Annotated in this window: 20 protein-coding genes; 17 read left to right on the forward strand and 3 right to left on the reverse strand. The window is 61.0% G+C overall.

What is annotated here, in order from left to right; all coding sequences use genetic code 11:
* The first annotated feature begins 262 nt into the window (after nucleotides 1-262).
* The 16 genes from CPH89_RS17105 to CPH89_RS30170 all read left to right on the forward strand — a co-directional run bounded on the left by CPH89_RS17105 (nucleotide 263) and on the right by CPH89_RS30170 (nucleotide 17001).
* Nucleotides 263-973: a tellurite resistance TerB family protein gene (locus tag CPH89_RS17105; RefSeq protein WP_053254690.1), complete on the forward strand. Its 711-nt coding sequence runs from the start codon at nucleotides 263-265 to the stop codon at nucleotides 971-973.
* 149 nt (nucleotides 974-1122) lie between these two features.
* Nucleotides 1123-2745 carry a methyl-accepting chemotaxis protein gene (locus CPH89_RS17110; protein WP_053254691.1) on the forward strand — a complete coding sequence of 541 codons (1623 nt, stop codon included), beginning with the start codon at nucleotides 1123-1125 and terminating at the stop codon, nucleotides 2743-2745.
* Complete coding sequence (locus CPH89_RS17115; protein WP_053254692.1) at nucleotides 2745-3257, forward strand: chemotaxis protein CheW; 513 nt, start codon at nucleotides 2745-2747, stop codon at nucleotides 3255-3257. The genes CPH89_RS17110 and CPH89_RS17115 overlap by 1 nt, the downstream gene beginning before the upstream one ends.
* The gene (locus CPH89_RS17120) at nucleotides 3254-4513 is read left to right on the forward strand and encodes a CheR family methyltransferase (protein ID WP_053254693.1); all 1260 of its coding nucleotides are present in this window, start codon (nucleotides 3254-3256) and stop codon (nucleotides 4511-4513) included. The genes CPH89_RS17115 and CPH89_RS17120 overlap by 4 nt, the downstream gene beginning before the upstream one ends.
* Nucleotides 4510-5211: a chemotaxis protein CheW gene (locus CPH89_RS17125; RefSeq protein WP_053254694.1), complete on the forward strand. Its 702-nt coding sequence runs from the start codon at nucleotides 4510-4512 to the stop codon at nucleotides 5209-5211. The genes CPH89_RS17120 and CPH89_RS17125 overlap by 4 nt, the downstream gene beginning before the upstream one ends.
* Nucleotides 5208-7487: a hybrid sensor histidine kinase/response regulator gene (locus CPH89_RS17130; RefSeq protein ID WP_053254695.1), complete on the forward strand. Its 2280-nt coding sequence runs from the start codon at nucleotides 5208-5210 to the stop codon at nucleotides 7485-7487. Before CPH89_RS17125 ends, CPH89_RS17130 begins: the two co-directional genes overlap by 4 nt.
* A complete protein-coding gene (cheB, locus tag CPH89_RS17135; RefSeq protein WP_053254696.1) occupies nucleotides 7484-8494 on the forward strand; it encodes a chemotaxis response regulator protein-glutamate methylesterase in 1011 nt (336 codons plus the stop codon). The genes CPH89_RS17130 and cheB overlap by 4 nt, the downstream gene beginning before the upstream one ends.
* A gap of 49 nt (nucleotides 8495-8543) precedes the next feature.
* Complete coding sequence (locus CPH89_RS17140; RefSeq protein WP_053254697.1) at nucleotides 8544-9545, forward strand: diguanylate cyclase; 1002 nt, start codon at nucleotides 8544-8546, stop codon at nucleotides 9543-9545.
* Nucleotides 9546-9780: 235 nt separating this feature from the next.
* Nucleotides 9781-10876 (forward strand): peptide chain release factor 2 gene (gene prfB, locus CPH89_RS17145; RefSeq protein WP_096236834.1). Its coding sequence is split into 2 segments (ribosomal slippage): nucleotides 9781-9852 and nucleotides 9854-10876, totalling 1095 coding nucleotides; the frame shifts between segments, so codons are not numbered across the junction.
* A gap of 95 nt (nucleotides 10877-10971) precedes the next feature.
* Entirely contained in the window at nucleotides 10972-12474 is a 1503-nt protein-coding gene (gene lysS / locus CPH89_RS17150; protein ID WP_053254698.1) for a lysine--tRNA ligase, read from the forward strand.
* 159 nt (nucleotides 12475-12633) lie between these two features.
* Complete coding sequence (locus CPH89_RS17155) at nucleotides 12634-13350, forward strand: TetR/AcrR family transcriptional regulator (protein WP_053254699.1); 717 nt, start codon at nucleotides 12634-12636, stop codon at nucleotides 13348-13350.
* Between the two features lie 124 nt (nucleotides 13351-13474).
* On the forward strand, nucleotides 13475-14035 hold the full coding sequence (locus CPH89_RS17160) for a hypothetical protein (protein ID WP_053254700.1): 561 nt from the start codon (nucleotides 13475-13477) through the stop codon (nucleotides 14033-14035).
* Nucleotides 14036-14056: 21 nt separating this feature from the next.
* Nucleotides 14057-15334 (forward strand): flavohemoglobin expression-modulating QEGLA motif protein, encoded by a 1278-nt coding sequence (locus CPH89_RS17165; RefSeq protein WP_053254701.1) that lies wholly within the window; start codon nucleotides 14057-14059, stop codon nucleotides 15332-15334.
* A gap of 171 nt (nucleotides 15335-15505) precedes the next feature.
* On the forward strand, nucleotides 15506-16411 hold the full coding sequence (locus CPH89_RS17170; RefSeq protein ID WP_053254702.1) for an alpha/beta hydrolase: 906 nt from the start codon (nucleotides 15506-15508) through the stop codon (nucleotides 16409-16411).
* On the forward strand, nucleotides 16408-16734 hold the full coding sequence (locus tag CPH89_RS17175; protein WP_053254703.1) for a PA3694 family proteiin: 327 nt from the start codon (nucleotides 16408-16410) through the stop codon (nucleotides 16732-16734). Before CPH89_RS17170 ends, CPH89_RS17175 begins: the two co-directional genes overlap by 4 nt.
* Before the next feature lie 111 nt (nucleotides 16735-16845).
* On the forward strand, nucleotides 16846-17001 hold the full coding sequence (locus tag CPH89_RS30170) for a hypothetical protein (protein WP_155512278.1): 156 nt from the start codon (nucleotides 16846-16848) through the stop codon (nucleotides 16999-17001).
* A 50-nt stretch (nucleotides 17002-17051) separates the two neighbouring features.
* On the opposite strand, the gene CPH89_RS17180 is transcribed toward CPH89_RS30170, so the two are convergent.
* The 3 genes from CPH89_RS17180 to CPH89_RS17190 all read right to left on the reverse strand — a co-directional run bounded on the left by CPH89_RS17180 (nucleotide 17052) and on the right by CPH89_RS17190 (nucleotide 18954).
* Entirely contained in the window at nucleotides 17052-17837 is a 786-nt protein-coding gene (locus CPH89_RS17180) for a lipotoxin F family OmpA-related lipoprotein LptF (RefSeq protein WP_053254704.1), read from the reverse strand.
* A 62-nt stretch (nucleotides 17838-17899) separates the two neighbouring features.
* Nucleotides 17900-18325 carry a DUF4398 domain-containing protein gene (locus CPH89_RS17185; protein WP_053254705.1) on the reverse strand — a complete coding sequence of 142 codons (426 nt, stop codon included), beginning with the start codon at nucleotides 18323-18325 and terminating at the stop codon, nucleotides 17900-17902.
* Nucleotides 18326-18609: 284 nt separating this feature from the next.
* Nucleotides 18610-18954 (reverse strand): hypothetical protein, encoded by a 345-nt coding sequence (locus tag CPH89_RS17190; RefSeq protein ID WP_053254706.1) that lies wholly within the window; start codon nucleotides 18952-18954, stop codon nucleotides 18610-18612.
* A gap of 185 nt (nucleotides 18955-19139) precedes the next feature.
* Here CPH89_RS17190 and ppc point away from each other — a divergent pair, with 185 nt between their 5' ends.
* Nucleotides 19140-21785, forward strand: coding sequence for a phosphoenolpyruvate carboxylase (gene ppc / locus CPH89_RS17195; protein ID WP_053254707.1), 2646 nt, complete (start codon nucleotides 19140-19142; stop codon nucleotides 21783-21785).
* Nucleotides 21786-21984: the final 199 nt, after the last annotated feature.

Raw genomic sequence — 21984 nt, forward strand, 5'->3', positions numbered from 1 at the left:
GTGCTGGATCAGAAATAACGGTTCGGACATGCCTTCGGCCAAACGCAACGGACTATAAACAGACGCCGGATAGCTTAAGCGGTTCGGTGGGGAAGGAAAATTGCTTGATAGCGCAGTGATAGCTTTGCATATGAAACAAGACGTTTCCGTTACCACGGCGACGGCGTTACATCTGGAAGCACTCTAGATCGTGGCTTTTTGGCACTTAGTTTTACGCTGGGGGCCTACTGGTCCTATGAACCCAAGTGTCTGGAGGCTATGAATGAATACCCGTGGATTGCTCGACCAACTGCTCAAATCAGGCCAGGACATGTTGCAAAACAAGGCCGGCGGCCAGCGCAAGTCGGACGACAAAGGTGCCCTCGGCGGTCTGCTCGGCAGTGGTGGGCTGGGCAGTTTGCTCGGCGGTGCGGGTGGCGGAGCCCTGGCAGCCGGTGCGATGGGGCTGCTGATGGGGAATAAGAAGGCGCGTAAATTTGGTGGCAAGGCCCTGGCCTACGGTGGCCTGGCGGCATTGGGCGTGATTGCCTACAAAGCTTATGGCAATTGGCAGGCGCAGCAGGCCGGCGCGCCTCAAGGCGAACCGCAAACCATCGACCGCCTGCCACCGGCTCAGGTCGAGCAGCACAGCCAGGCCATTCTTAAGGCACTGGTCGCGGCGGCCAAGGCCGACGGGCACGTGGATGAGCGCGAACGCGCACTGATCGAGGGCGAATTCACCAAGCTGGACGACGACCGTGAACTGCAAAGCTGGCTGCATGCCGAGCTGAACAAGCCCTTGGACCCTGCCGATGTGGCGCGTGCGGCGGGCACCCCGGAAATGGCCGCCGAGATGTATGTCGCCAGCGTGATGTTGGTGGACGAGGAAAACTTCATGGAGAAGGCCTATCTGGATGAATTGGCGCGTCAGTTGAAACTCGAGCCCGGCCTGAAGACCGAGCTGGAAAAACAGGTTCGCCAAGCCACCCTCTGACCCACATCCAGCGTGATCCAACACCCCGGTCCAGACAATGGATCGGGGTGTTTTTGCATTCTGTGCGGGCTGCATCAAAACCCATTGATTAATGAGGGCTTGCGCTCAGCTATACTCCCTCCATTTGAATGGCCCTTCGAGGAATTACTGTGAAGAACTGGACCTTGCGCCAACGGATCTTGGCTAGCTTTGCGGTCATTATCGCCATCATGCTGTTAATGGTTGTGGTCTCTTATTCACGGTTGTTGAAGATTGAGTCTGGCGAGACTGCGGTCCGTGATGATGCAGTGCCGGGGGTTTATCTCAGTTCGATGATCCGCAGCGCGTGGGTCGACAGCTACCTGCACACCCTGGCTATGCTCGGTCTGCGTGACGACAAGCGCCTGACCGACGCCGACAAGGCCGACTTCAAAGCCTTCGAAGGGCGCGTCCAGACACAGATGGCCAACTACCAGCAAACCATCAACGGTCGTGAAGACCAGGCTGAGTTCAACCAATTCGAAGCCCTCCACCAGGCCTACAACAAGAGCCTGGCCACGGTGCTTGAGAGCCTGGCGCGCAATGATCTGGTCGCCGCGCGCAATGAGTTCAATAACAACCTGACGCCGGCATGGACGGCCGGGCGATTGAAGCTCAACGACATCATCACCGAAAACAAAGACGTCGCCGACCGTGCAACCAATGCCATTGATGAGGCGGTATCGGCTGCAAAAATCAGCATGTTTGTATCGCTGTTGGTGGCGGTCATCGCCGCCGGCCTGTGTGGCCTGCTGCTGATGCGCGCGATCATGGCGCCGATGCAGCGCATCGTGGCGATCCTGGGCACCATGCGCGACGGTGACCTGAGTAAACGCCTGAACCTGGATCGCAAGGACGAGTTCGGCGCCGTCGAAACCGGCTTCAACGACATGATGACCGAGCTGACGGCCCTGGTGTCCCAGGCCCAGCGTTCGTCGGTACAGGTGACCACCTCGGTCACCGAGATCGCGGCTACGTCCAAGCAGCAACAGGCCACTGCCACCGAAACGGCGGCAACTACCACCGAGATTGGCGCGACTTCACGCGAGATCGCCGCCACGTCCAAGGACTTGGTTCGCACCATGACCGAAGTCTCCACCGCCGCCGACCAGGCATCGGTCGCCGCCGGTTCCGGCCAGCAAGGCCTGGCGCGCATGGAAGAAACTATGCATTCGGTAATGGGCGCCGCCGACCTGGTCAACGCCAAGCTGGCGATCCTCAATGAGAAGGCCGGCAACATCAACCAGGTGGTGGTAACCATCGTCAAGGTGGCCGACCAGACCAACCTGCTGTCGCTCAACGCCGCCATCGAGGCCGAGAAGGCCGGTGAATACGGTCGAGGGTTTGCCGTGGTGGCCACTGAAGTGCGGCGCCTGGCCGACCAGACCGCCGTGGCCACCTATGACATCGAGCAAATGGTGCGCGAGATCCAGTCGGCGGTGTCGGCCGGCGTGATGGGCATGGACAAGTTCTCTGAAGAAGTCCGTCGCGGAATGTTCGAAGTGCAGCAAGTGGGCGAGCAACTGTCGCAGATCATCCATCAGGTACAGGCCCTGGCGCCGCGGGTGTTGATGGTCAACGAAGGCATGCAGGCCCAGGCCACCGGCGCCGAGCAAATCAATCACGCGCTGGTGCAATTGGGCGATGCCAGCAGCCAGACCGTGGAGTCCCTGCGCCAGGCCAGCTTTGCCATTGATGAGCTGAGCCAGGTTGCGGTCGGCCTGCGCAGCGGCGTCTCGCGTTTCAAAGTCTGATGAGCGACCTCGCGGCTAAACGCGGTGCCGTCCCGGCAGCGAAAAAGGCGTTGTTCCTGGTGTTCCACATCGGCGGTGAACGCTACGCGCTGAGGGCCACGGAAGTGGCCGAGGTGCTGCCGCGCCTGCCGCTCAAACCGATTGCCCACGCGCCGCTGTGGGTAGCGGGGATCTTTGCCCACCGGGGTGTGTTGGTGCCTGTTATCGACCTGTGTGCCTTGACCTTCGGTACGCCGGCAAAGGCCCGCACCAGCACGCGCCTGGTGCTGGTCAATTACCAGCCGCAGCCATGGGTGCAGGCGCGCTGGCTGGGGTTGATCCTGGAACAAGCCACCGACACCCTGCGTTGCAGCCTTGAGGAATTCAAGGCGTATGGGCTGGATAATCGCGAAACGCCATACCTGGGGCTGGTGCGTGAAGATGCCTTGGGCTTGATGCAGTGGATTGGTGTCAACGAACTGCTCACTGAGCCTGTGCGCACCTTGCTGTTTTCCGCCGAGCTGAGCCGATGAACCACGACCCGCGGTTCTTTGCCTTCTTGAAGGAACGCATCGGCCTGGATGTTGCTTCGGTGGGTGAGGCGATTATCGAACGCGCGGTGCGTCAACGCAGCCAGGCCGTGCAAGCGTCCACCGCCGAGGCTTATTGGCAGCACCTGCAAAGCTCCCATGATGAGCAGCAGGCGCTGATCGAAGCGGTGATCGTCCCTGAAACCTGGTTTTTCCGTTACCCCGAATCCTTTGCGACCCTGGCCCGCTTGGCCAAGGCACGTCTGGCCGAGATCAAGCACATGCGTGCCCTGCGCATTCTCAGCTTGCCGTGCTCCACCGGCGAAGAGCCGTATTCGATTGCCATGGCCTTACTTGATGCCGGGCTTGCGCCGCACCAATTCAAGGTGCAGGGCATGGATGTCAGCCCGTTGTCGGTGGAGCGTGCCAAACGTGGGGTGTATGGCAAGAATTCCTTTCGCGGCAGCGACATCGAGTTTCGTGAGCGCCATTTCACGGAGCAGGCCGATGGTCATCGCATCGCTGACCGGGTGCGTGAACAAGTACGCCTGCACGTCGGCAACCTGCTGGACCCTGCGCTGCTGGCCCATGAGTCGAGCTACGACTTTGTGTTCTGTCGCAACCTGCTGATCTACTTTGACCAGCCGACCCAGAAGCAAGTGTTCGACGTGCTCAAGGCCCTCACCCATGTCGACGGTGTACTGTTTATCGGCCCGGCCGAAGGCAGTTTGTTGGGGCGTCATGGCATGCGCTCGATTGGCGTACCGCAATCCTTTGCGTTCAGCCGGCATGTCGAGCCGGTCAAGCCGGAGCCGGTTTTTATCCCCATGCCTGCGCCGGTGCCACAGCGCAGCGCGGCGCCGATGCCGCTCAAGCCGCGGCCGTTCAGCACCGTGAGTGCCCAGGTGGTGCCCATCAAGGCGCCGCACACCGATACCGGCGACTTGCTGAGTCGGATCGCGACCCTGGCCAACGAAGGTAAAAGCGTTGAGGCCCGCGCCGCCTGTGAACAGTATTTGAGTAACCATCCGCCTGCCGCCCAAGTGTTTTACTGGCTGGGGCTGCTCAGCGATGTGGCCGGCAGCGCCCTGGAAGCCCAGGGTTATTATCGGAAAGCCTTGTACCTGGAACCGCAGCACCCGCAGGCGCTGATGCACCTGGCCGCGTTGCTCGAATCCCAGGGCGACCGTGCGGGGGCGCGCCGATTGCAGGCGCGTGCCGCCCGTAGCGAGCGAGCTGACAGTGAGTCCAAACGATGAGTAGCCCTGACGCACTCAATACCGCAGGCCTGGACCTGACCCTGGCCGACACCCAAGCCATTGATGATTGCTGGAACCGTATCGGCATCCATGGCGACAAGTCCTGCCCTTTGCTGCCCGAGCACATTCACTGCCGCAACTGCTCGGTGTATTCCGCCGCCGCCACGCGCTTGCTCGATCGTTACGCTTTGCAGCAAGACGACCAACGCCCGCAGGCGGCCGCTGAAGTCGAGAGTGACGTCGTCACTCGATCGCTGTTGATGTTCCGTCTTGGCGAAGAATGGCTGGGCATTGCAACCCGTTGCCTGGTGGAGGTGGCGCCGCTGCAACCGATTCATTCGCTGCCGCATCAGCGTTCCCGCGCACTGCTCGGTGTGGCCAATGTGCGCGGCGCGCTGGTGGCGTGTTTATCGCTGGTCGAGTTGCTGGGGCTGGACCCCGCCAACCCTGGCGCGACGGGCGGGCGTGTGATGCCGCGCATGTTGATTATTGCCGCGCAGGACGGCCCGGTGGTGGTGCCGGTGGATGAGGTCGACGGCATTCATGCCATCGACGAACGCACCTTGAAGGCGGCGTCGGCCTCCGGCACCCAGGCCAGTGCGCGTTTTACCCAAGGTGTGTTGCAGTGGAAAGGCCGCAGCCTGCGGTGGCTGGATGAGGCGCAATTGCTGTCTGCCGTGACCCGGAGCCTTACATGACCCCCGACCAGATGCGTGACGCCTCGCTGCTGGAGCTGTTCAGCCTGGAAGCCGATGCGCAGACCCAGGTATTGAGCGCCGGCCTGTTGGCTCTGGAGCGCAACCCGACCCAGGCCGACCAGCTTGAAGCCTGCATGCGCGCCGCGCACTCGCTCAAGGGCGCGGCGCGGATTGTCGGGGTGGACGCCGGCGTCAGCGTGGCTCACGTCATGGAGGATTGCCTGGTCAGCGCCCAGGAAAACCGCCTGTACCTGCAACCCGAGCACATCGACGCCTTGCTGCAAGGCACCGACCTGCTGATGCGTATCGCCACGCCCGGCAACGACGTGGGCTCGGCGGATATCGACGCCTATGTGGCCCTGATGGAACGCCTGCTCGACCCGTCGCAGCCGACCGTCAGGGTTGAGCCGGCGCCAGCGCCCACGCCCGCTCCGGCGCCTGTGATCGAGGAACTGTCACCGGAGCCCGAGCCTGCGCCCGCGGTGATGCCTTCAGCGCCGCGCCAGAACAAACCCATGACCGAAGGCGGCGAGCGCGTGCTGCGGGTGACCGCCGAGCGCTTGAACAGCCTGCTGGATCTGTCCAGCAAATCGCTGGTGGAAACCCAGCGCCTCAAGCCTTACCTGGCCAGCATGCAGCGCCTCAAACGCATTCAAAGCAACAGTGCGCGCGCCTTGGAAACGCTGGATGGGCAACTTAGGGCGCTGGATTTGAGCCTTGAAGCGCAGGAGGCCCTGGCCGACACCCGCCGTCTTTTAAGCGAAGCCCAGGCCTTGCTGGCGGAAAAAACCGCCGAGCTGGATGAGTTCGGCTGGCAGGCCGGGCAGCGTGCCCAGGTGCTTTACGACACGGCGTTGGCCTGCCGCATGCGGCCGTTTGCCGATGTCCTCGCCGGGCAGGTGCGCATGGTCCGCGACCTTGGCCGCAGCCTGGGCAAGCAGGTGCGCCTGGAGATCGAGGGTGAAAAGACCCAGGTCGACCGCGACGTGCTGGAAAAACTCGAAGCGCCGCTCACCCACTTGCTGCGCAATGCCGTCGACCACGGTATCGAAATGCCCGAGCAGCGCATGCTCGCCGGCAAACCTGCTGAAGGCTTGATCCGCCTGCGCGCCTCCCACCAGGCCGGCCTGCTGGTGCTGGAACTGAGTGACGACGGCAATGGTGTTGACCTGGAGCGCCTACGCGGCACCATCGTCGACCGGCACCTGTCACCCCTGGAAACCGCCCAGCGCTTGAGCGAAGAAGAACTGCTGACGTTCCTGTTCCTGCCGGGTTTCAGCCTGCGCGACAAGGTTACCGAAGTGTCCGGGCGTGGCGTCGGCCTCGACGCGGTGCAGCATATGGTTCGCCAACTGCGCGGCGCGGTGGTGCTGGAGCAGACGGCGGGGCAGGGCAGTCGCTTCCATCTGGAGGTGCCCTTGACCCTGTCGGTGGTGCGCAGCCTTGTGGTGGAAGTCGGCGAAGAGGCCTACGCATTCCCATTGGCCCACATCGAGCGTATGTGCGACCTGGCACCCGACGACATCGTGCAATTGGAAGGCCGTCAGCATTTCTGGCACGAAGGCCGGCATGTCGGCCTGGTTGCCGCCAGCCAGTTGTTGCAGCGCCCCCCGGGGCAGAGTAATGAAGAAACCTTGAAGGTGGTGGTGATCCGCGAGCGCGATGCGGTGTATGGCATTGCGGTGGAGCGCTTTGTCGGCGAGCGCACCCTGGTGGTGTTGCCGCTGGATGATCGCCTGGGCAAAGTCCAGGACATCTCCGCCGGGGCCTTGCTGGATGACGGCTCGGTGGTATTGATCGTCGACGTCGAAGACATGCTGCGGTCGGTGGATAAATTGCTCAACACCGGCCGCCTGGAGCGCATCGCCCGGCGCAGCCAGCAGGCTACCGAAGCGCCGCGTAAGCGGGTGCTGGTGGTGGATGACTCGCTCACCGTGCGAGAGCTGCAGCGCAAATTGTTACTTAATCGTGGTTATGAAGTGGCCGTAGCGGTGGATGGCATGGACGGTTGGAATGCGCTGCGCTCCGAAGACTTCGACTTGTTGATCACTGACATTGATATGCCTCGAATGGACGGTATTGAATTGGTCACACTCTTGCGCCGTGATACTCGCCTGCAATCGTTGCCGGTGATGGTGGTCTCGTATAAGGATCGCGAAGAAGACCGGCGTCGTGGGCTGGACGCCGGTGCAGACTATTATCTGGCTAAAGCCAGTTTCCATGATGACGCCTTGCTGGACGCCGTGGTCGAACTGATTGGAGGCGCCCGGGCATGAGAATCGCGATCGTCAATGACATGCCCCTGGCGGTGGAAGCCTTGCGGCGCGCCTTGAGTTATGAACCCGCGCACGAAGTGGTGTGGGTGGCCAACAATGGCCTTGAAGCGGTACAGCGCTGCGCCGAACTGACGCCGGACATGATCCTGATGGACTTGATCATGCCGGTGATGGACGGCGTGGAAGCCACCCGGCAGATCATGGCCGAGACCCCGTGCCCGATCCTGATCGTCACCGTGGACCGTCAGGCCAATGTCAGTCGGGTGTTTGAAGCCATGGGCCACGGCGCCCTGGACGTGGTGGATACACCGGCGCTGGGCGTGGGCAACCCCAAGGATGCGGCGGCACCGTTACTGCGCAAGATCCTCAACATTGGCTGGCTGATCGGCCAGCGCGGCACCCGCGTACGCGCCGAAACCGCGCCCCCGCGCGCCACCGGCAAGCGCCAGCGCCTGGTGGCGATCGGGTCGTCGGCGGGCGGGCCGGCCGCCCTGGAAATCCTCCTCAAGGGTTTGCCGCGAGACTTTCCTGCGGCCATTGTGCTGGTGCAGCATGTGGACCAGGTGTTCGCCGCAGGCATGGCCGAGTGGCTGAGCAGCGCCTCTGGCCTGCCGGTGCGCCTGGCCCGTGAAGGTGAGCCGCCACAGGCGGGTACGGTGTTGCTGGCCGGCACCAACCACCATATTCGCCTGTTGAAAAATGGCACGCTAGCCTATACCGCAGAGCCGGTGAACGAGATTTACCGGCCGTCCATCGACGTGTTTTTCGAGAGCGTCGCCAGCTACTGGAACGGCGATGCCGTCGGCGTATTGCTCACCGGCATGGGGCGCGACGGCGCCCAGGGCCTCAAGTTGTTGCGTGAACAAGGATATTTGACCATCGCCCAGGATCAGCAAAGCTCGGCGGTGTATGGCATGCCCAAAGCGGCGGCGGCGATTGATGCTGCTGTTGAAATTCGCCCACTGGATAGAATTGCGCCCCGATTGCTGGAGGTATTTGCAAAATGATCCATACCTCCCGCTGCTGGCTTGCAGGTAGTAATTCAGGTGACTGCACATGAGTGATTTACAGATCGACGACATCAAGACCGACGAAAACGCAGCCATGGTGTTGCTGGTCGACGACCAGGCCATGATCGGCGAGGCCGTGCGGCGTGGGCTGGCCCATGAAGAGAACATCGACTTTCACTTTTGCGCCGATCCGCACCAGGCGATTGCCCAGGCAATCCGTATCAAGCCCACCGTCATCCTGCAAGACTTGGTCATGCCGGGCCTCGACGGCCTGACGCTGGTGCGCGAATACCGCAACCACCCGGCCACGGCGAACATCCCGATCATCGTGCTCTCGACCAAGGAAGACCCGTTGATCAAGAGCGCGGCGTTCTCGGCCGGGGCCAATGATTATTTGGTCAAGCTGCCGGATAACATCGAGCTGGTGGCGCGCATTCGCTATCACTCGCGCTCCTACATGACGTTGTTGCAGCGGGATGCGGCCTACCGCGCGCTGCGGGTCAGCCAGCAACAGCTGCTGGATACCAATCTGGTGCTGCAACGGTTGATGAACTCCGACGGCTTGACCGGGCTGTCCAACCGCCGTCACTTTGACGAGTACCTGGAACTGGAATGGCGCCGTGCCATGCGTGACCAGACGCAGCTGTCGCTGTTGATGATCGACGTCGACTTCTTCAAGACCTACAACGACAGCTTTGGCCATGTCGAGGGTGACGAAGCCCTGCGTAAAGTCGCCGCTGCCATCCGCGAAGCCAGCAGCCGTCCTTCCGACCTGCCGGCGCGTTACGGCGGTGAAGAGTTTGCGCTGGTGCTGCCGAACACCTCGCCGGGTGGTGCGCGCCTGGTGGCGGAAAAGCTGCGCATGGCCGTTGCCGCGCTGAAAATCCCGCATATCGCACCGGCTGAAGGCTCGAGCCTGACCATCAGCATCGGCCTGTCGACCATGACCCCGCAGCAGAGCAGCGACTGTCGGCTGCTGATCATGGCGGCCGACAAGGGGCTGTATATGGCCAAGAACAATGGCCGTAATCAGGTGGGGATCGAATAATTCGCTACAGCGCTGATCCCTTGTAGGAGCGGGCGTGCGCGCGGATGCAGTCGGTCAGGGAATGAATCAGTGACTGACCCGCCGCATTCGCGAGCAAGCCCGCGTCTATATTTGGCGCTTGATTGTTCTTGAGATCGCCTGCAAACCCGCCTTTTCGCCAAGCGGGCTGCCGTTCGCGTGTGTTTGTCGTTATACTCGTCGGCTTTCAAAAGTTCGCCAACGAGTGCTGCCCGCCATGGAAATCAACCCGATCCTTAACACCATCAAGGACCTGTCCGAGCGCTCCGAAACTATTCGGGGGTATCTTTGACTACGATCAAAAGCATGAGCGTCTGACCGAAGTCAATCGCGAGCTTGAAGATCCGGCTGTCTGGAACAAACCTGAATACGCCCAGGAACTGGGCCGCGAGCGCGCTGCGCTGGCGCAGATCGTCGACACCCTCGACGAATTGAACACCGGTCTGGGCGATTGCCGCGACCTGCTGGACATGGCCGTTGAAGAAAACGACGAAGGCGCAGTGGGCGATGTCGTCGCCGAGCTGGCCCGTCTCGAGGAAAACCTCGCCAAGCTTGAATTCCGCCGCATGTTCAGCCACGAAATGGACCCGAACAACGCCTACCTGGACATCCAGGCCGGTTCCGGCGGCACCGAGGCCCAGGACTGGGCCAACATCCTGTTGCGCATGTACCTGCGTTGGGCTGACAAGCGCGGTTTCGACGCCACCATCATGGAACTGTCGGCCGGTGAAGTCGCCGGTATCAAGGGCGCGACCGTGCACATCAAGGGTGAATACGCCTTTGGCTGGCTGCGTACCGAGATTGGTGTGCATCGCCTGGTGCGCAAGAGCCCGTTCGACTCCGGCAACCGTCGCCACACGTCGTTCTCCGCGGTGTTCGTCTCCCCAGAGATCGACGACAAAGTGGAAATCGAGATCAACCCGGCCGACCTGCGAATCGACACCTACCGCTCCTCCGGTGCCGGTGGTCAGCACGTAAACACCACCGACTCGGCCGTACGTATTACCCACGTACCGACCAACACCGTGGTCAGCTGCCAGAACGAACGTTCCCAGCACGCGAACAAGGACACCGCCATGAAAATGCTGCGGGCCAAGTTGTACGAGCAGGAAATGCAGAAGCGCAACGCGGCTTCGCAGGCCTTGGAAGACACCAAGTCGGATATCGGCTGGGGTCACCAGATCCGTTCTTATGTGCTCGATGCGTCGCGGATCAAGGATCTGCGCACTAACATCGAACGCAGCGACTGCGACAAGGTGCTCGACGGTGATATCGACGAATACCTGGAAGCCAGCCTGAAATCGGGCCTGTAAAAAGACTGTAGGAGCCGGGCGGACGTCTAGTCCTTGCCCGGCGATCCCCTGCCGAAGGCTGGGGAAAACGTACCTGTGATGGAATTTCAAAAGACATGAGCGACCAACAACTCGACCCGCAAGCCCTGCAACAGGAAGAAAACTCCCTGATCGCCCTGCGCAAGGAAAAGCTTGCTGCCGAGCGCGCCAAGGGCAATGCCTTCCCGAACGACTTCCGCCGCGAAAACTACTGCGATGCCTTGCAGAAACAGTACGCGGACAAGACCAAGGAAGAGCTGGCAGAGGCTGCAATCCCGGTCAAGGTGGCAGGTCGCATCATGCTCAACCGTGGCTCGTTCATGGTGATCCAGGACATGACCGGGCGCATTCAGGTTTACGTCAACCGTAAAACTCTGCCCGAAGAAACCCTGGCCTCGGTGAAAACCTGGGACATGGGCGACATCATTGCCGCCGAAGGTACGCTGGCGCGTTCCGGCAAGGGCGACCTGTACGTTGAAATGACGAACGTGCGCCTGCTGACCAAATCCCTGCGCCCGCTGCCGGACAAGCACCACGGCCTGACCGACACCGAACAGCGCTATCGCCAGCGCTACGTTGACCTGATCGTCAACGAAGACGTGCGTCAGACCTTCCGCGTGCGTTCCCAGGTTATCGCGCACATCCGCAGCTTCCTGATGAAGCGTGACTTCCTGGAAGTGGAAACGCCGATGCTGCAAACCATCCCCGGTGGTGCCGCAGCCAAGCCGTTCGAAACGCATCACAACGCGCTGGACCTGGAAATGTTCCTGCGTATCGCGCCTGAGCTGTACCTCAAGCGCCTGGTGGTTGGCGGTTTCGAAAAAGTCTTCGAGATCAACCGTAACTTCCGTAACGAAGGCGTCTCGACCCGTCACAACCCTGAATTCACCATGTTGGAGTTCTACCAGGCGTACGCCGACTACGAAGACAACATGGACCTGACCGAAGAACTGTTCCGCGAACTGGCGCAGCTGGTACTGGGCAGCACCGACGTGCCTTACGGCGACAAGGTGTTCCACTTCGGCGAGCCGTTTGTGCGCCTCTCGGTGTTCGACTCGATCCTCAAGTACAACCCCGAGTTGACCGCTGACGACCTGACCGACATCGACAAGGCTCGCGCCATCGCCAAGAAAGCCGGCGCCAAGGTGCTCGGCTTTGAAGGCCTGGGCAAACTGCAGGTGATGATTTTCGAGGAGCTGGTGGAGCACAAGCTGGAGCAGCCGCACTTCATTACCCAGTACCCGTTCGAAGTGTCGCCGCTGGCCCGTCGCAACGATGACAACCCGAACGTCACCGACCGTTTCGAGCTGTTCATCGGCGGCCGTGAAATCGCCAACGCCTACTCCGAGCTTAATGACGCGGAAGATCAGGCTGAACGCTTCATGGCGCAGGTGGCCGACAAGGACGCCGGCGACGACGAAGCCATGCACTACGACGCCGACTTCGTCCGCGCGCTGGAATACGGCATGCCGCCGACTGCCGGTGAAGGCATCGGTATCGACCGGTTGGTGATGTTGTTGACCAACTCGCCGTCGATCCGCGACGTGATCTTGTTCCCGCACATGCGGCCACAAGCGTAACCGTAGCGAAATTCGAAGCCGCCTTTTATAAGGCGGCTTTTTTATGGGGTGTATTTAGCCGTCAAGAGAACGGCGCCAGGTGATCGTTCCCACGGCGATTGGTTTGCGTGGGAATGCAGCCCGTGACGCTCCGCGTCACCTTTTAAAGGAAGATCTGTGGTGAACCGCGTAATGGCTCAAGAAGGCGCCGCCGGCATTGCTGCTGCCGTGGCTGAAAGCGTCCAATACCAGGGCCGCAAGGCCAGTCGCCGGGGCAGCGAGCAACGCAGGCAAGACATTCTCGATGCGGCCATGCGCATTGTCGTGCGCGATGGCGTACGGGCCGTGCGCCATCGCGCGGTGGCGGCGGAAGCCGGTGTGCCATTGTCGGCCACCACCTACTATTTCAAGGACATCGATGACTTGCTCACCGATACCTTCGCCCAATACGTCGAGCGCAGCGCGGCCTTCATGGGCAAATTGTGGGTGCGCAACGAAGGCCTGCTGCGCGAGATGGTCGCCTATGGCGATGGCAGCCAGGCATCACGCTCGCAACTGGCGGATGACATCGCAAAGCTGACCGCCGATTACGTCATGCGCCAACTGACCAACCGCCGTGAGCACTTGATGGCTGAACAGGCCTTTCGCCAGGAAGCCTTGCTCAACCCGCGTCTGGCGGAACTGGTGCGTTCCCATCAGCAGATTCTGTTGCAGGGCACCGGGCAGTTTTTCCAGGTATTGGGTTCCCGCGAGCCGCAACAGGATGCCAAAGTGTTGACGGCGATAATCGGTCGGATGGAATATCAGGGCCTGCTTGGCGGCCCAGAGCCTCTGACCGCTGAAGAGATGCTTGAGATTCTCAAGCGTTACATGCATTTGGTGTTGGCCTCGGTCTAGCTGAATGCGGGATCTGCTTTATGTGGGAGTTGGCTTGCCTGCGATAGCATCACCTCGAGTCACCTGACGCACCGAGGTGCCTGTATCGCAGGTAAACCAGCGCCCACACAGGATGGGGTGCTCAATGAAAGCCTGGCGTGTCGCAGTCATCACCTTGTCGTTCCTGTTACTCAGCGGGTGCCTGGTGACGTTCAAGGACCCGCTGCCGGCCAAAGAAGCCGCACCGGATGCCTTGCTCGGCCGCTGGTCGAGTAAAAATGCCTGGGGCGAGCCGCTCAACCTGCAGATTACCCGCGTCGGTGAGCACCGTTACAAAGCGGTGAGCTACCCTAAAGCCAAGCCGGGCCAGCGCGATGAATACCTGTTCACGGTCTCTCGCCATGGCAACCGCTGGTACCTGTCGGCGCCATTACCGGACACATTCGGCGGGCATTTCTTCCTGGCGGGTTTCGACTTTGAGGGCGAGCGCGACAAAAAGCATGAATTGGTGGTCTACAACCTCGACCTTGAGCAAATCCATCAAGCCATCGGCCAACAGGCGCTGCATGGCAGCAGCGTGGACACCGTCGAGGGCGCCGGCGTGTTGGTGGACAGCCCGATGGACCAGGTGTTTGCCTACCTGGATGACCCGGCCAATGCCGATGTGTTCGTTGAAGCCGTGCGCTACCAGCGTGCGGGCAAATAACGTTTAAAGAGGAAGCACCGGGTGGACGATTACCAGCAGACGATACGCACCTTGTCCGATCGCATAGTGCTGGCGCAAACACCGATTCGCGTGCTCGACGCCGTGAAGTGGGACGAGAACATTCGCCAGGGATTCCTCAAGGCCAAGGGCAAGGCGATGCCCGCCGTGGACCGCGACTATTACCTGAACCGGCCGCTGTCGTTCGACTCCAGTGCGGTGAAGCTGGAGTTCCAGAACATCGAGCGCGACATTACCCGACGTCTCGGCCAGTTCAGCCCGGTGGGGCAGATCATGCGTCGCATGTGCCGCGAATACCGCATGGTGGTACGTATGCTGGAAGCCCGTGGCACCGAGGACTTCGGCCTGATCTCCCAGGAACTCTACGGCGCCGCCTCCGATGCTTTCCACGCCGGCGATCCGACCCTGGCGGACCTGGGCTTGATGCTCTCCGACTACCTCAACAACATCGACGGCCGTGGCGACCTCAAGGACGAAGCCAAGACCCTCACCGCCAAGGATGCCGTGGCGCTGTTGCAAACCCGCCTCAACAAGGTGTTTGGCGAAGCGGAAGAAACCATTCGCGTGTTCGAGTCTGACGGGATCGTCGCCGACGCAGCGGCGGGCGCCGACTACATCAAGATCCGCGCCGACGCGATGTTCAACGAGCGTGATGTACGCGCACTGGAAGTGCACGAAGGCCTGGTGCACGTCGGCACCACGCTCAATGGCCAGAATCAGCCGATCTGCACCTTCCTGTCCAAGGGGCCGCCGTCGTCCACGGTGACCCAGGAAGGCCTGGCGATTCTGATGGAAATCATTACCTTTGCGTCCTACCCCAGCCGCCTGCGCAAACTGACTAACCGCACCCGCGCCATCCACATGGTGGAGGAGGGCGCCGACTTCCTGCAGGTGTTCGAGTTCTTCCGCGAGCAAGGCTTTGAAATGGCCGAAAGCTACGGCAACGCCAGCCGGGTGTTCCGTGGCTCGACGCCCACGGGCCTGCCGTTTACCAAGGATTTGTCCTATCTCAAGGGCTTTATCATGGTCTACAACTACATTCAGTTGGCCGTGCGCAAAGGCAAGCTGGAACAAGTGCCGCTGTTGTTCTGCGGCAAGACCACCCTGGAAGACATGCGTACCTTGCGCCAACTGGTCGATGAAGGCCTGGTGGTGCCGCCCAAATACCTGCCCGAGCAGTTTCGCGACATGAACGCACTGGCGGCGTGGATGTGTTTCTCCAACTTCCTCAACCACTTGAGCCTGGACCGGATCGAGGCGGATTACTCGAATATCCTTTAGGCAATTTAACTGACGAAACCGATTAAAAAATGTGGGCGCGGGCTTGCTCGCGAAAGCGGTACATCAGCCACACATGTATCGACTGACACGCCGCCTTCGCGAGCAAGCCCGCTCCCACATTTGGATCTCCACAAGGCTGCAGATCGCGGCCAAATCGCGAGGCTTCAACGGATGAGAATCCTCGGCATTCTTTGCCTGCTACTTACATTGAACGGCTGCAGTTCGCTGCTGTTCTACCCTGAACCCGGGCTGCCGTTCACGCCGGAAAAAGCCCACCTGCAATACCGCGATGTCACGTTGACCACCGCCGACGGCGTCAAGCTGCATGCCTGGTGGCTGCCGGCCAAACCCGGGGTGCCCGTCAAAGGCACGGTGCTGCACCTGCACGGCAACGGCGGCAACCTCGCCTGGCACTTGGGCGGTAGTTGGTGGTTGCCGGAGCAGGGCTACCAAGTGCTGCTGCTGGACTATCGCGGTTATGGGCTGTCGCAAGGCAAGCCGTCGTTGCCAGCGGTTTACCAAGACATCGATGCTGCCTTTAAGTGGATCGACAAGGCGCCCGAAACCCAGGGCCAGCCGCTGGTGGTGTTGGGCCAAAGCCTGGGTGGTGCGCTGGCGGTGCATTACCTGGCGGCGCACCCGGAACGTCAGCCACAACTGAAGGCGCTGGTGCTGGATGGCGTGCCTGCCAGTTATCGTGACGTAGGACAATTCGCGCTCAGCACGTCCTGGTTAACATGGCCGTTTCAGGTGCCGCTGTCCTGGCTGGTGCCGGACGCTGACAGTGCGATCAACGCCATGCCCCGACTGACCGGTGTGCCGAAGCTGCTGTTCCATAGCCTGGATGATCCGATTGTGCCGGTGGCCAACGGTATTCGCCTGTATCAGGCCGCGCCGCCGCCGAGGGTGTTGCAGTTGACCCGTGGCGGCCATGTGCAGACCTTTGCCGACAAGACCTGGCAAACCGTGATGCTGCGTTATCTGGACGACCCGCAGCACTTCAACGGCCTGCGCCGCCTGGGTGAAATTCCGAATTACCCTGTTCCTAAAGTTGATTCATCAGAGAGCCCGCAATGAGCGAAGAACGCAATATGATCCCGCTGATCCTCACCGGTATCGGCACCATCATCGGTACCGTCGGTTGCCTGTGGTTCTATGGCTACCTGCACTTCGCCAAGCCGGAAGATGCATTGCTGCTCAGCGACTTCACGATGCTCAAGACCGTACCGGGCGAGGACTATAAAATTTCCCTGACCCCGGCCGCACAAATCGCGCAATGCGTTGATGGCGTATTGGTGATGTTCGATACCGAGCAGAAAGGCTTGAGTGGCGTGCTGGTCAACAACAAGAAGCAAGCGGTGCGTTGCATGGGGCAGGAAACCCCGCAACTGCAGGAATAGCCCGATCACCGAAATATCTGGAACCGTCTTGCGTAACACGCCACAGAGGGCGATGTAACTTACGCAAACGGGGCGGGGAAGGTGGTCATAAATATTGGCGCAATACGCAACATGCTGGACATGGCCAGAGGGCATGAGTCGCTGACGCGGCAGGATGCGCAGGCTGAGGGGCTAAGGCAGCTGATGGAGCGGCTGTCGGACAACACCGATGAGCGCAAAAAGGTCATGCATGCGGACGAGCCGGAGCGTCCCATTACCTTCGGATAGCCGAAAAAAAACCCACCGTAAGGTGGGTTTTTTTATCCAGCTTCAGTCAATCAGTTCGCCATCGACGAACGTGGCTTCACTGGCTGGTTGTCGTTGGAGATGGTCACTTCAACGCGGCGGTTCATGGCACGGCCCGAGACGCTGCCGTTGTCGGCAACCGGGTATTCCTTGCCGTAACCCTGGGTCACGATGCGCGAGATATCCACGCCCTGTTGAGCCAGTGCACGCTGTACGGACGCCGCACGACGTTCGGACAGGCTCTGGTTGTACGAGTCGGAACCGGTGCTGTCGGTGTAGCCTTCGACGATCACTTTACGGTCCGGGTTATCACGCAGGAACTGCGCCAGCTTGGTGATGTTCACGAGGCCGCTGGATTTCAGGTCGGACTTGTTGGTGGCGAACAGCACGTCACCGAAAGTCACCAGGGTGCCGCGATCAGTCTGCTTGGCGTTCAAGCTGTCTTGCAGTTGCTTGATCTGCGCATCACGGGCTTGCAGCAGGGCGCGGGCACGTTCGTCACCGGCGTTTTTCAGCTGGGCTTCGGATTGGCGCAGGGCGATGGTGTCTTTCGCCACTTCAACGCGCTGGTTGGTCAGGTAGGCCAGTTGGTCGACTTTCTTCTGGTCTTCCTTGTCACGGTAGGCCTTGTCAGCCTTGTCCAGCCAATCCTGGGCGTCCTTGGTTTCCAGCGCCGCTACCTTGGTGGCATTCGGGTTGGCTTGCAGGGCCGAGAAGTTGGTCCGTGCGTTTTCCAGGTTCGCGTTCGGCGGGGTGGAGCAGGCCGCCAGAGCAACGCTCATCGCCAGCAGGGCAGGGATCATCAGTTGTTTACGCATAGTCGTGTCGTCCTTTCAATTCGATATCGGGTGCACTGCAATCAGTGGCCAGTGGCGGCGGCTTATTGCTGTTTGATAACAGCCGGGCGCATGCCTTCCTGACGCAGCTCCTGAACAGCTTTCTGGGAGTCCTTCACAGCCTGGTCAGCCTTGGCAGCCTGGGCTTTGCGCTCAGCAACGCGGGCATCCCATTCGGCTTGTTCGGCCAGCTGACGCGCCTTGTCGTAGTTCTTGTCGTGCATCGCGATTTCAGCTTCTTTGAGCTTGTCCTGAGCCGACTTCATTTCCACAGCGGCGTACTCGGTACCCCCGGCGCTGACGGCGCTGTTCACCGCAGATTGGGTCACGGCGTATTGCTCGGTCGGTGGGTTACCGGCGCAGCCCGCCAGTACGAAGCTGGTGCCGATTGCCAGCGCGGCCAATTTGAGCGCGCGCAGGTGGTTAAACGAGGATTTGGCAGTGCTGGTCTTCATCGTCTTCAACTCCATTGGATTACTCCTCAAAAACATCAAAATCCATTTCGTTGGTCTGCAGTCGCGGCCCCGGCGGTAAAGCGCGTGGTGCCTTTTCAAACGGCCGTTCCAACTGATGGCTTACTGGCTGTGACCTGATGCTTTTTTCAAAAGTTCAGAGAAGATGGCGATTTGCCTAAAAAAATATCTGACTGTTTGGTCAGCGTTTAAAAGTTTGAACTTTTGCTTTGCGCAAAGGTACGCCGAGCCTGCGCGAGGCCCGGAATACCTGGGGTTGGAAGGGGTTTAACGGAGGGTAATCAGTGCTTCTGTTCGTCGGTACCGGCTGATAAATCATGCAGATAGCGCCGCGACAGGGTGAGAAAACGCGGAGTAGGGCCGACGTCTTCGTACAGCGGGTCCCCCTCTTCATCGGTGGCGATCACGTGCTGACCCTTGATGTAGGGAAAGCTGGCTTCCAGCTCTTCAAGGGCGGCGCCGATCAGCTCACCGAGCAGTTCTTCGGGGTGGCGCTTGGGGTACATCTCGGCGATCGCGGCCAGCCGTGCGGCGGACTCCATGTCCAGATGGATCGCATACTCGGTTTTGGTCAGGCGACCCTTGGCGGTCTCTTCCCAATGCTGGGCCAGTTCTCGAATTTTCATGGCAACCTCAATAAGCCCGCGATGGCAGGCGGTGATGAGTGTCCAGCCGCCTGCGTGGATAAACGCGACGACTCACTGTTGAGACTAGCTGTAACCGGCAAGGTTTAAAGTGTCTTGTCAGAAACCGATGCGAGCGGCACTCTGGAAGGCCTGCGCGTCCCGGATTTCTGGCTGGAGATTGGCTGATGAGTGATATCGATGCACGCTTGCGTGAGGATGTTCACCTGCTGGGTGAGCTGTTGGGCAACACCATTCGAGAGCAATACGGCGATGATTTTCTCGACAAGATCGAGCAGATCCGCAAAGGCGCCAAGGCCGACCGCCGAGGTGGCGTAGCCGAGCAAACCGCCGGCGAGGAACTCAGCGCCAGCTTGAACCAATTGCAGGAAAGCGAACTGTTGCCTGTGGCACGAGCCTTTAACCAGTTCCTCAACCTGGCCAACATCGCCGAGCAGTATCAATTGATCCACCGGCGCGATGAGTCGCAACCGGCACCGTTCGAATCCCGCGTATTGCCGGAACTGCTGGCCCGCTTGCAAAGCGAAGGTCATAGCAACGAATCCCTGGCCCGCCAGTTGGCGCGGTTGGAGATTGAATTGGTGCTGACCGCCCACCCGACTGAAGTGGCGCGCCGCACCCTGATCCAGAAATACGATGCGATCGCCGCGCAACTGGCGCTGCAGGATCACCGCGACCTCACCACGGCCGAGCGCGAGCAGATCCGCGAACGTTTGCAGCGGTTGATCGCCGAAGCCTGGCACACCGAAGAAATCCGCCGCGTGCGGCCCACCCCGGTGGATGAAGCCAAGTGGGGCTTTGCAGTCATTGAGCATTCGTTGTGGCAGGCCATCCCCAATTACTTGCGCAAGGCTGACCACGCCTTGCACGCGGCCACTGGCCTGCACCTGCCACTGGAGGCCGCACCGATTCGGTTTGCCTCGTGGATGGGCGGCGACCGTGATGGCAACCCGAATGTCACCGCGCCGGTCACCCGCGAAGTGCTGTTGCTGGCGCGCTGGATGGCGGCGGATTTGTATTTGCGTGATATCGACCACTTGGCGTCCGAGTTGTCGATGCAACAGGCCAGCCCGGCGTTGCAAGCCAAGGTCGGCGACAGCGTCGAGCCGTATCGCGCCTTGCTCAAGCAATTGCGTGAGCGCCTGCGTGCCACGCGGCAATGGGCGCACACCGCGTTGAGCGCCAACACCCCGGCGCCCGTTGAGGTCTTGCAGAACAACCGCGACCTGCTGGACCCGCTGGAGCTGTGCTACCAGTCGCTTCACGAGTGCGGCATGGGCGTGATCGCCGATGGCCCGCTGCTCGATTGCCTGCGCCGTGCGGTGACCTTCGGCTTGTTCCTGGTGCGGCTGGATGTGCGCCAGGATTCCAGTCGCCATTCGGCGGCCATGACTGAAATCACCGATTACCTGGGCCTGGGTCGCTACGAAGACTGGGATGAAGAGGCGCGTATCAGCTTCCTGACCAAAGAGCTGACCAACCGTCGACCGTTGCTTCCGGGTTATTTCAAACCGTCGGCGGACACCGCCGAGGTGTTGAATACCTGCAAGGAAATTGCCGCCGCACCGGCCGCGTCGCTCGGCTCGTACGTGATTTCGATGGCGGGCGCCGCGTCGGACGTGCTGGCCGTGCAATTGCTGCTTAAAGAGTCGGGCGTGCAACGACCGATGCGCGTGGTCCCGCTGTTCGAAACCCTGGCCGACCTGGATAACGCTGGGCCGGTGATGGAGCGGCTGCTGCAATTGCCGGGCTACCGCGCGCGCTTGCAAGGCCCGCAGGAAGTGATGATCGGTTACTCGGACTCCGCCAAGGACGCCGGCACCACAGCGGCCGCCTGGGCGCAGTACCGGGCGCAGGAACGGTTGGTGGATATCTGCCGCGAGCAGCAGGTGGAACTGCTGTTGTTCCACGGTCGTGGCGGCACTGTTGGGCGTGGCGGTGGTCCGGCACACGCGGCGATCCTGTCGCAACCGCCCGGCTCGGTGGCGGGGCGTTTCCGCACCACCGAACAAGGCGAAATGATCCGCTTCAAGTTCGGCTTGCCGGACATTGCCGAGCAGAACCTCAACCTCTACCTGGCCGCAGTGCTGGAAGCCACGCTGTTGCCACCGCCGCCGCCCGAGCCGGCCTGGCGCCATTTGATGGACGAATTGGCAGCAGACGGTGTCAGCGCTTACCGCGCCGTCGTGCGAGAAAATCCCCAGTTCGTCGAGTACTTCCGCCAGTCCACGCCGGAGCAGGAACTGGGCCGCTTACCCTTGGGCAGTCGCCCGGCCAAGCGGCGTGCGGGCGGTATCGAAAGCCTGCGGGCGATCCCGTGGATTTTCGGCTGGACCCAAACCCGCCTGATGCTACCTGCCTGGCTCGGCTGGGAAGCGGCCTTAAGCAAGGCGCTGGAGCGCGGCGAAGGCGAGTTGCTGGGGCAGATGCGTGAGCAATGGCCGTTCTTTCGCACCCGCATCGATATGCTGGAAATGGTGCTGGCCAAGGCCGATGCCGATATAGCGCGTTTATATGACGAGCGTCTGGTGCAGCCTGACCTTCTGCCATTGGGTGCGCACTTACGCGACCTATTGTCGCAGGCGTGCAGCGTGGTCCTTGGCCTGACTGGCCAGTCGCAACTGCTGGCCCACAGCCCAGACACCCTGGAGTTTATCCGTTTACGTAACACCTACCTCGACCCGCTGCACCTGTTGCAGGCCGAGTTGCTGGCGCGCTCGCGTCGGCAGGAGGCAGCGCAGGACAGCCCTCTGGAACAGGCGCTGCTGGTGTCCGTGGCGGGTATTGCCGCCGGTTTGCGCAACACCGGATAAGGTTTCTTGCGTGTTCTCAACGACTTGCAGATAAACAATGACGGCCGCCCTGAAAGGGGCGGTCGGCGTTTACGCGGCCGGGTTGCACCCAGGCACACCCGGCCTATGACGCATGCCCTGCGCGGGTTACTCCGACTTTCGGCGGCTTGTATGGATAGGGCCCGCTGTGTATCTTGATCAGCCTTTGGGGTTTTGATCG

Source organism: Pseudomonas fluorescens (genome assembly GCF_900215245.1).
Classification (GTDB): Bacteria; Pseudomonadota; Gammaproteobacteria; order Pseudomonadales; family Pseudomonadaceae; genus Aquipseudomonas; species Aquipseudomonas fluorescens.

Coding starts and splice junctions, on each gene's coding strand:
- CPH89_RS17190 (WP_053254706.1), bottom strand. CDS start 18,954: ATGAAAATTCGAGAACTGGCCCAGCATTGGGAAGAGACCGCCAAGGGT.
- CPH89_RS17180 (WP_053254704.1), bottom strand. CDS start 17,837: ATGCGTAAACAACTGATGATCCCTGCCCTGCTGGCGATGAGCGTTGCT.
- CPH89_RS17115 (WP_053254692.1), top strand. CDS start 2,745: ATGAGCGACCTCGCGGCTAAACGCGGTGCCGTCCCGGCAGCGAAAAAG.
- CPH89_RS17185 (WP_053254705.1), bottom strand. CDS start 18,325: ATGGAGTTGAAGACGATGAAGACCAGCACTGCCAAATCCTCGTTTAAC.
- CPH89_RS17170 (WP_053254702.1), top strand. CDS start 15,506: ATGAGAATCCTCGGCATTCTTTGCCTGCTACTTACATTGAACGGCTGC.
- CPH89_RS17160 (WP_053254700.1), top strand. CDS start 13,475: ATGAAAGCCTGGCGTGTCGCAGTCATCACCTTGTCGTTCCTGTTACTC.
- CPH89_RS30170 (WP_155512278.1), top strand. CDS start 16,846: ATGCTGGACATGGCCAGAGGGCATGAGTCGCTGACGCGGCAGGATGCG.
- ppc (WP_053254707.1), top strand. CDS start 19,140: ATGAGTGATATCGATGCACGCTTGCGTGAGGATGTTCACCTGCTGGGT.
- lysS (WP_053254698.1), top strand. CDS start 10,972: ATGAGCGACCAACAACTCGACCCGCAAGCCCTGCAACAGGAAGAAAAC.
- CPH89_RS17175 (WP_053254703.1), top strand. CDS start 16,408: ATGAGCGAAGAACGCAATATGATCCCGCTGATCCTCACCGGTATCGGC.
- CPH89_RS17125 (WP_053254694.1), top strand. CDS start 4,510: ATGAGTAGCCCTGACGCACTCAATACCGCAGGCCTGGACCTGACCCTG.
- CPH89_RS17140 (WP_053254697.1), top strand. CDS start 8,544: ATGAGTGATTTACAGATCGACGACATCAAGACCGACGAAAACGCAGCC.
- cheB (WP_053254696.1), top strand. CDS start 7,484: ATGAGAATCGCGATCGTCAATGACATGCCCCTGGCGGTGGAAGCCTTG.
- CPH89_RS17120 (WP_053254693.1), top strand. CDS start 3,254: ATGAACCACGACCCGCGGTTCTTTGCCTTCTTGAAGGAACGCATCGGC.
- CPH89_RS17130 (WP_053254695.1), top strand. CDS start 5,208: ATGACCCCCGACCAGATGCGTGACGCCTCGCTGCTGGAGCTGTTCAGC.
- CPH89_RS17105 (WP_053254690.1), top strand. CDS start 263: ATGAATACCCGTGGATTGCTCGACCAACTGCTCAAATCAGGCCAGGAC.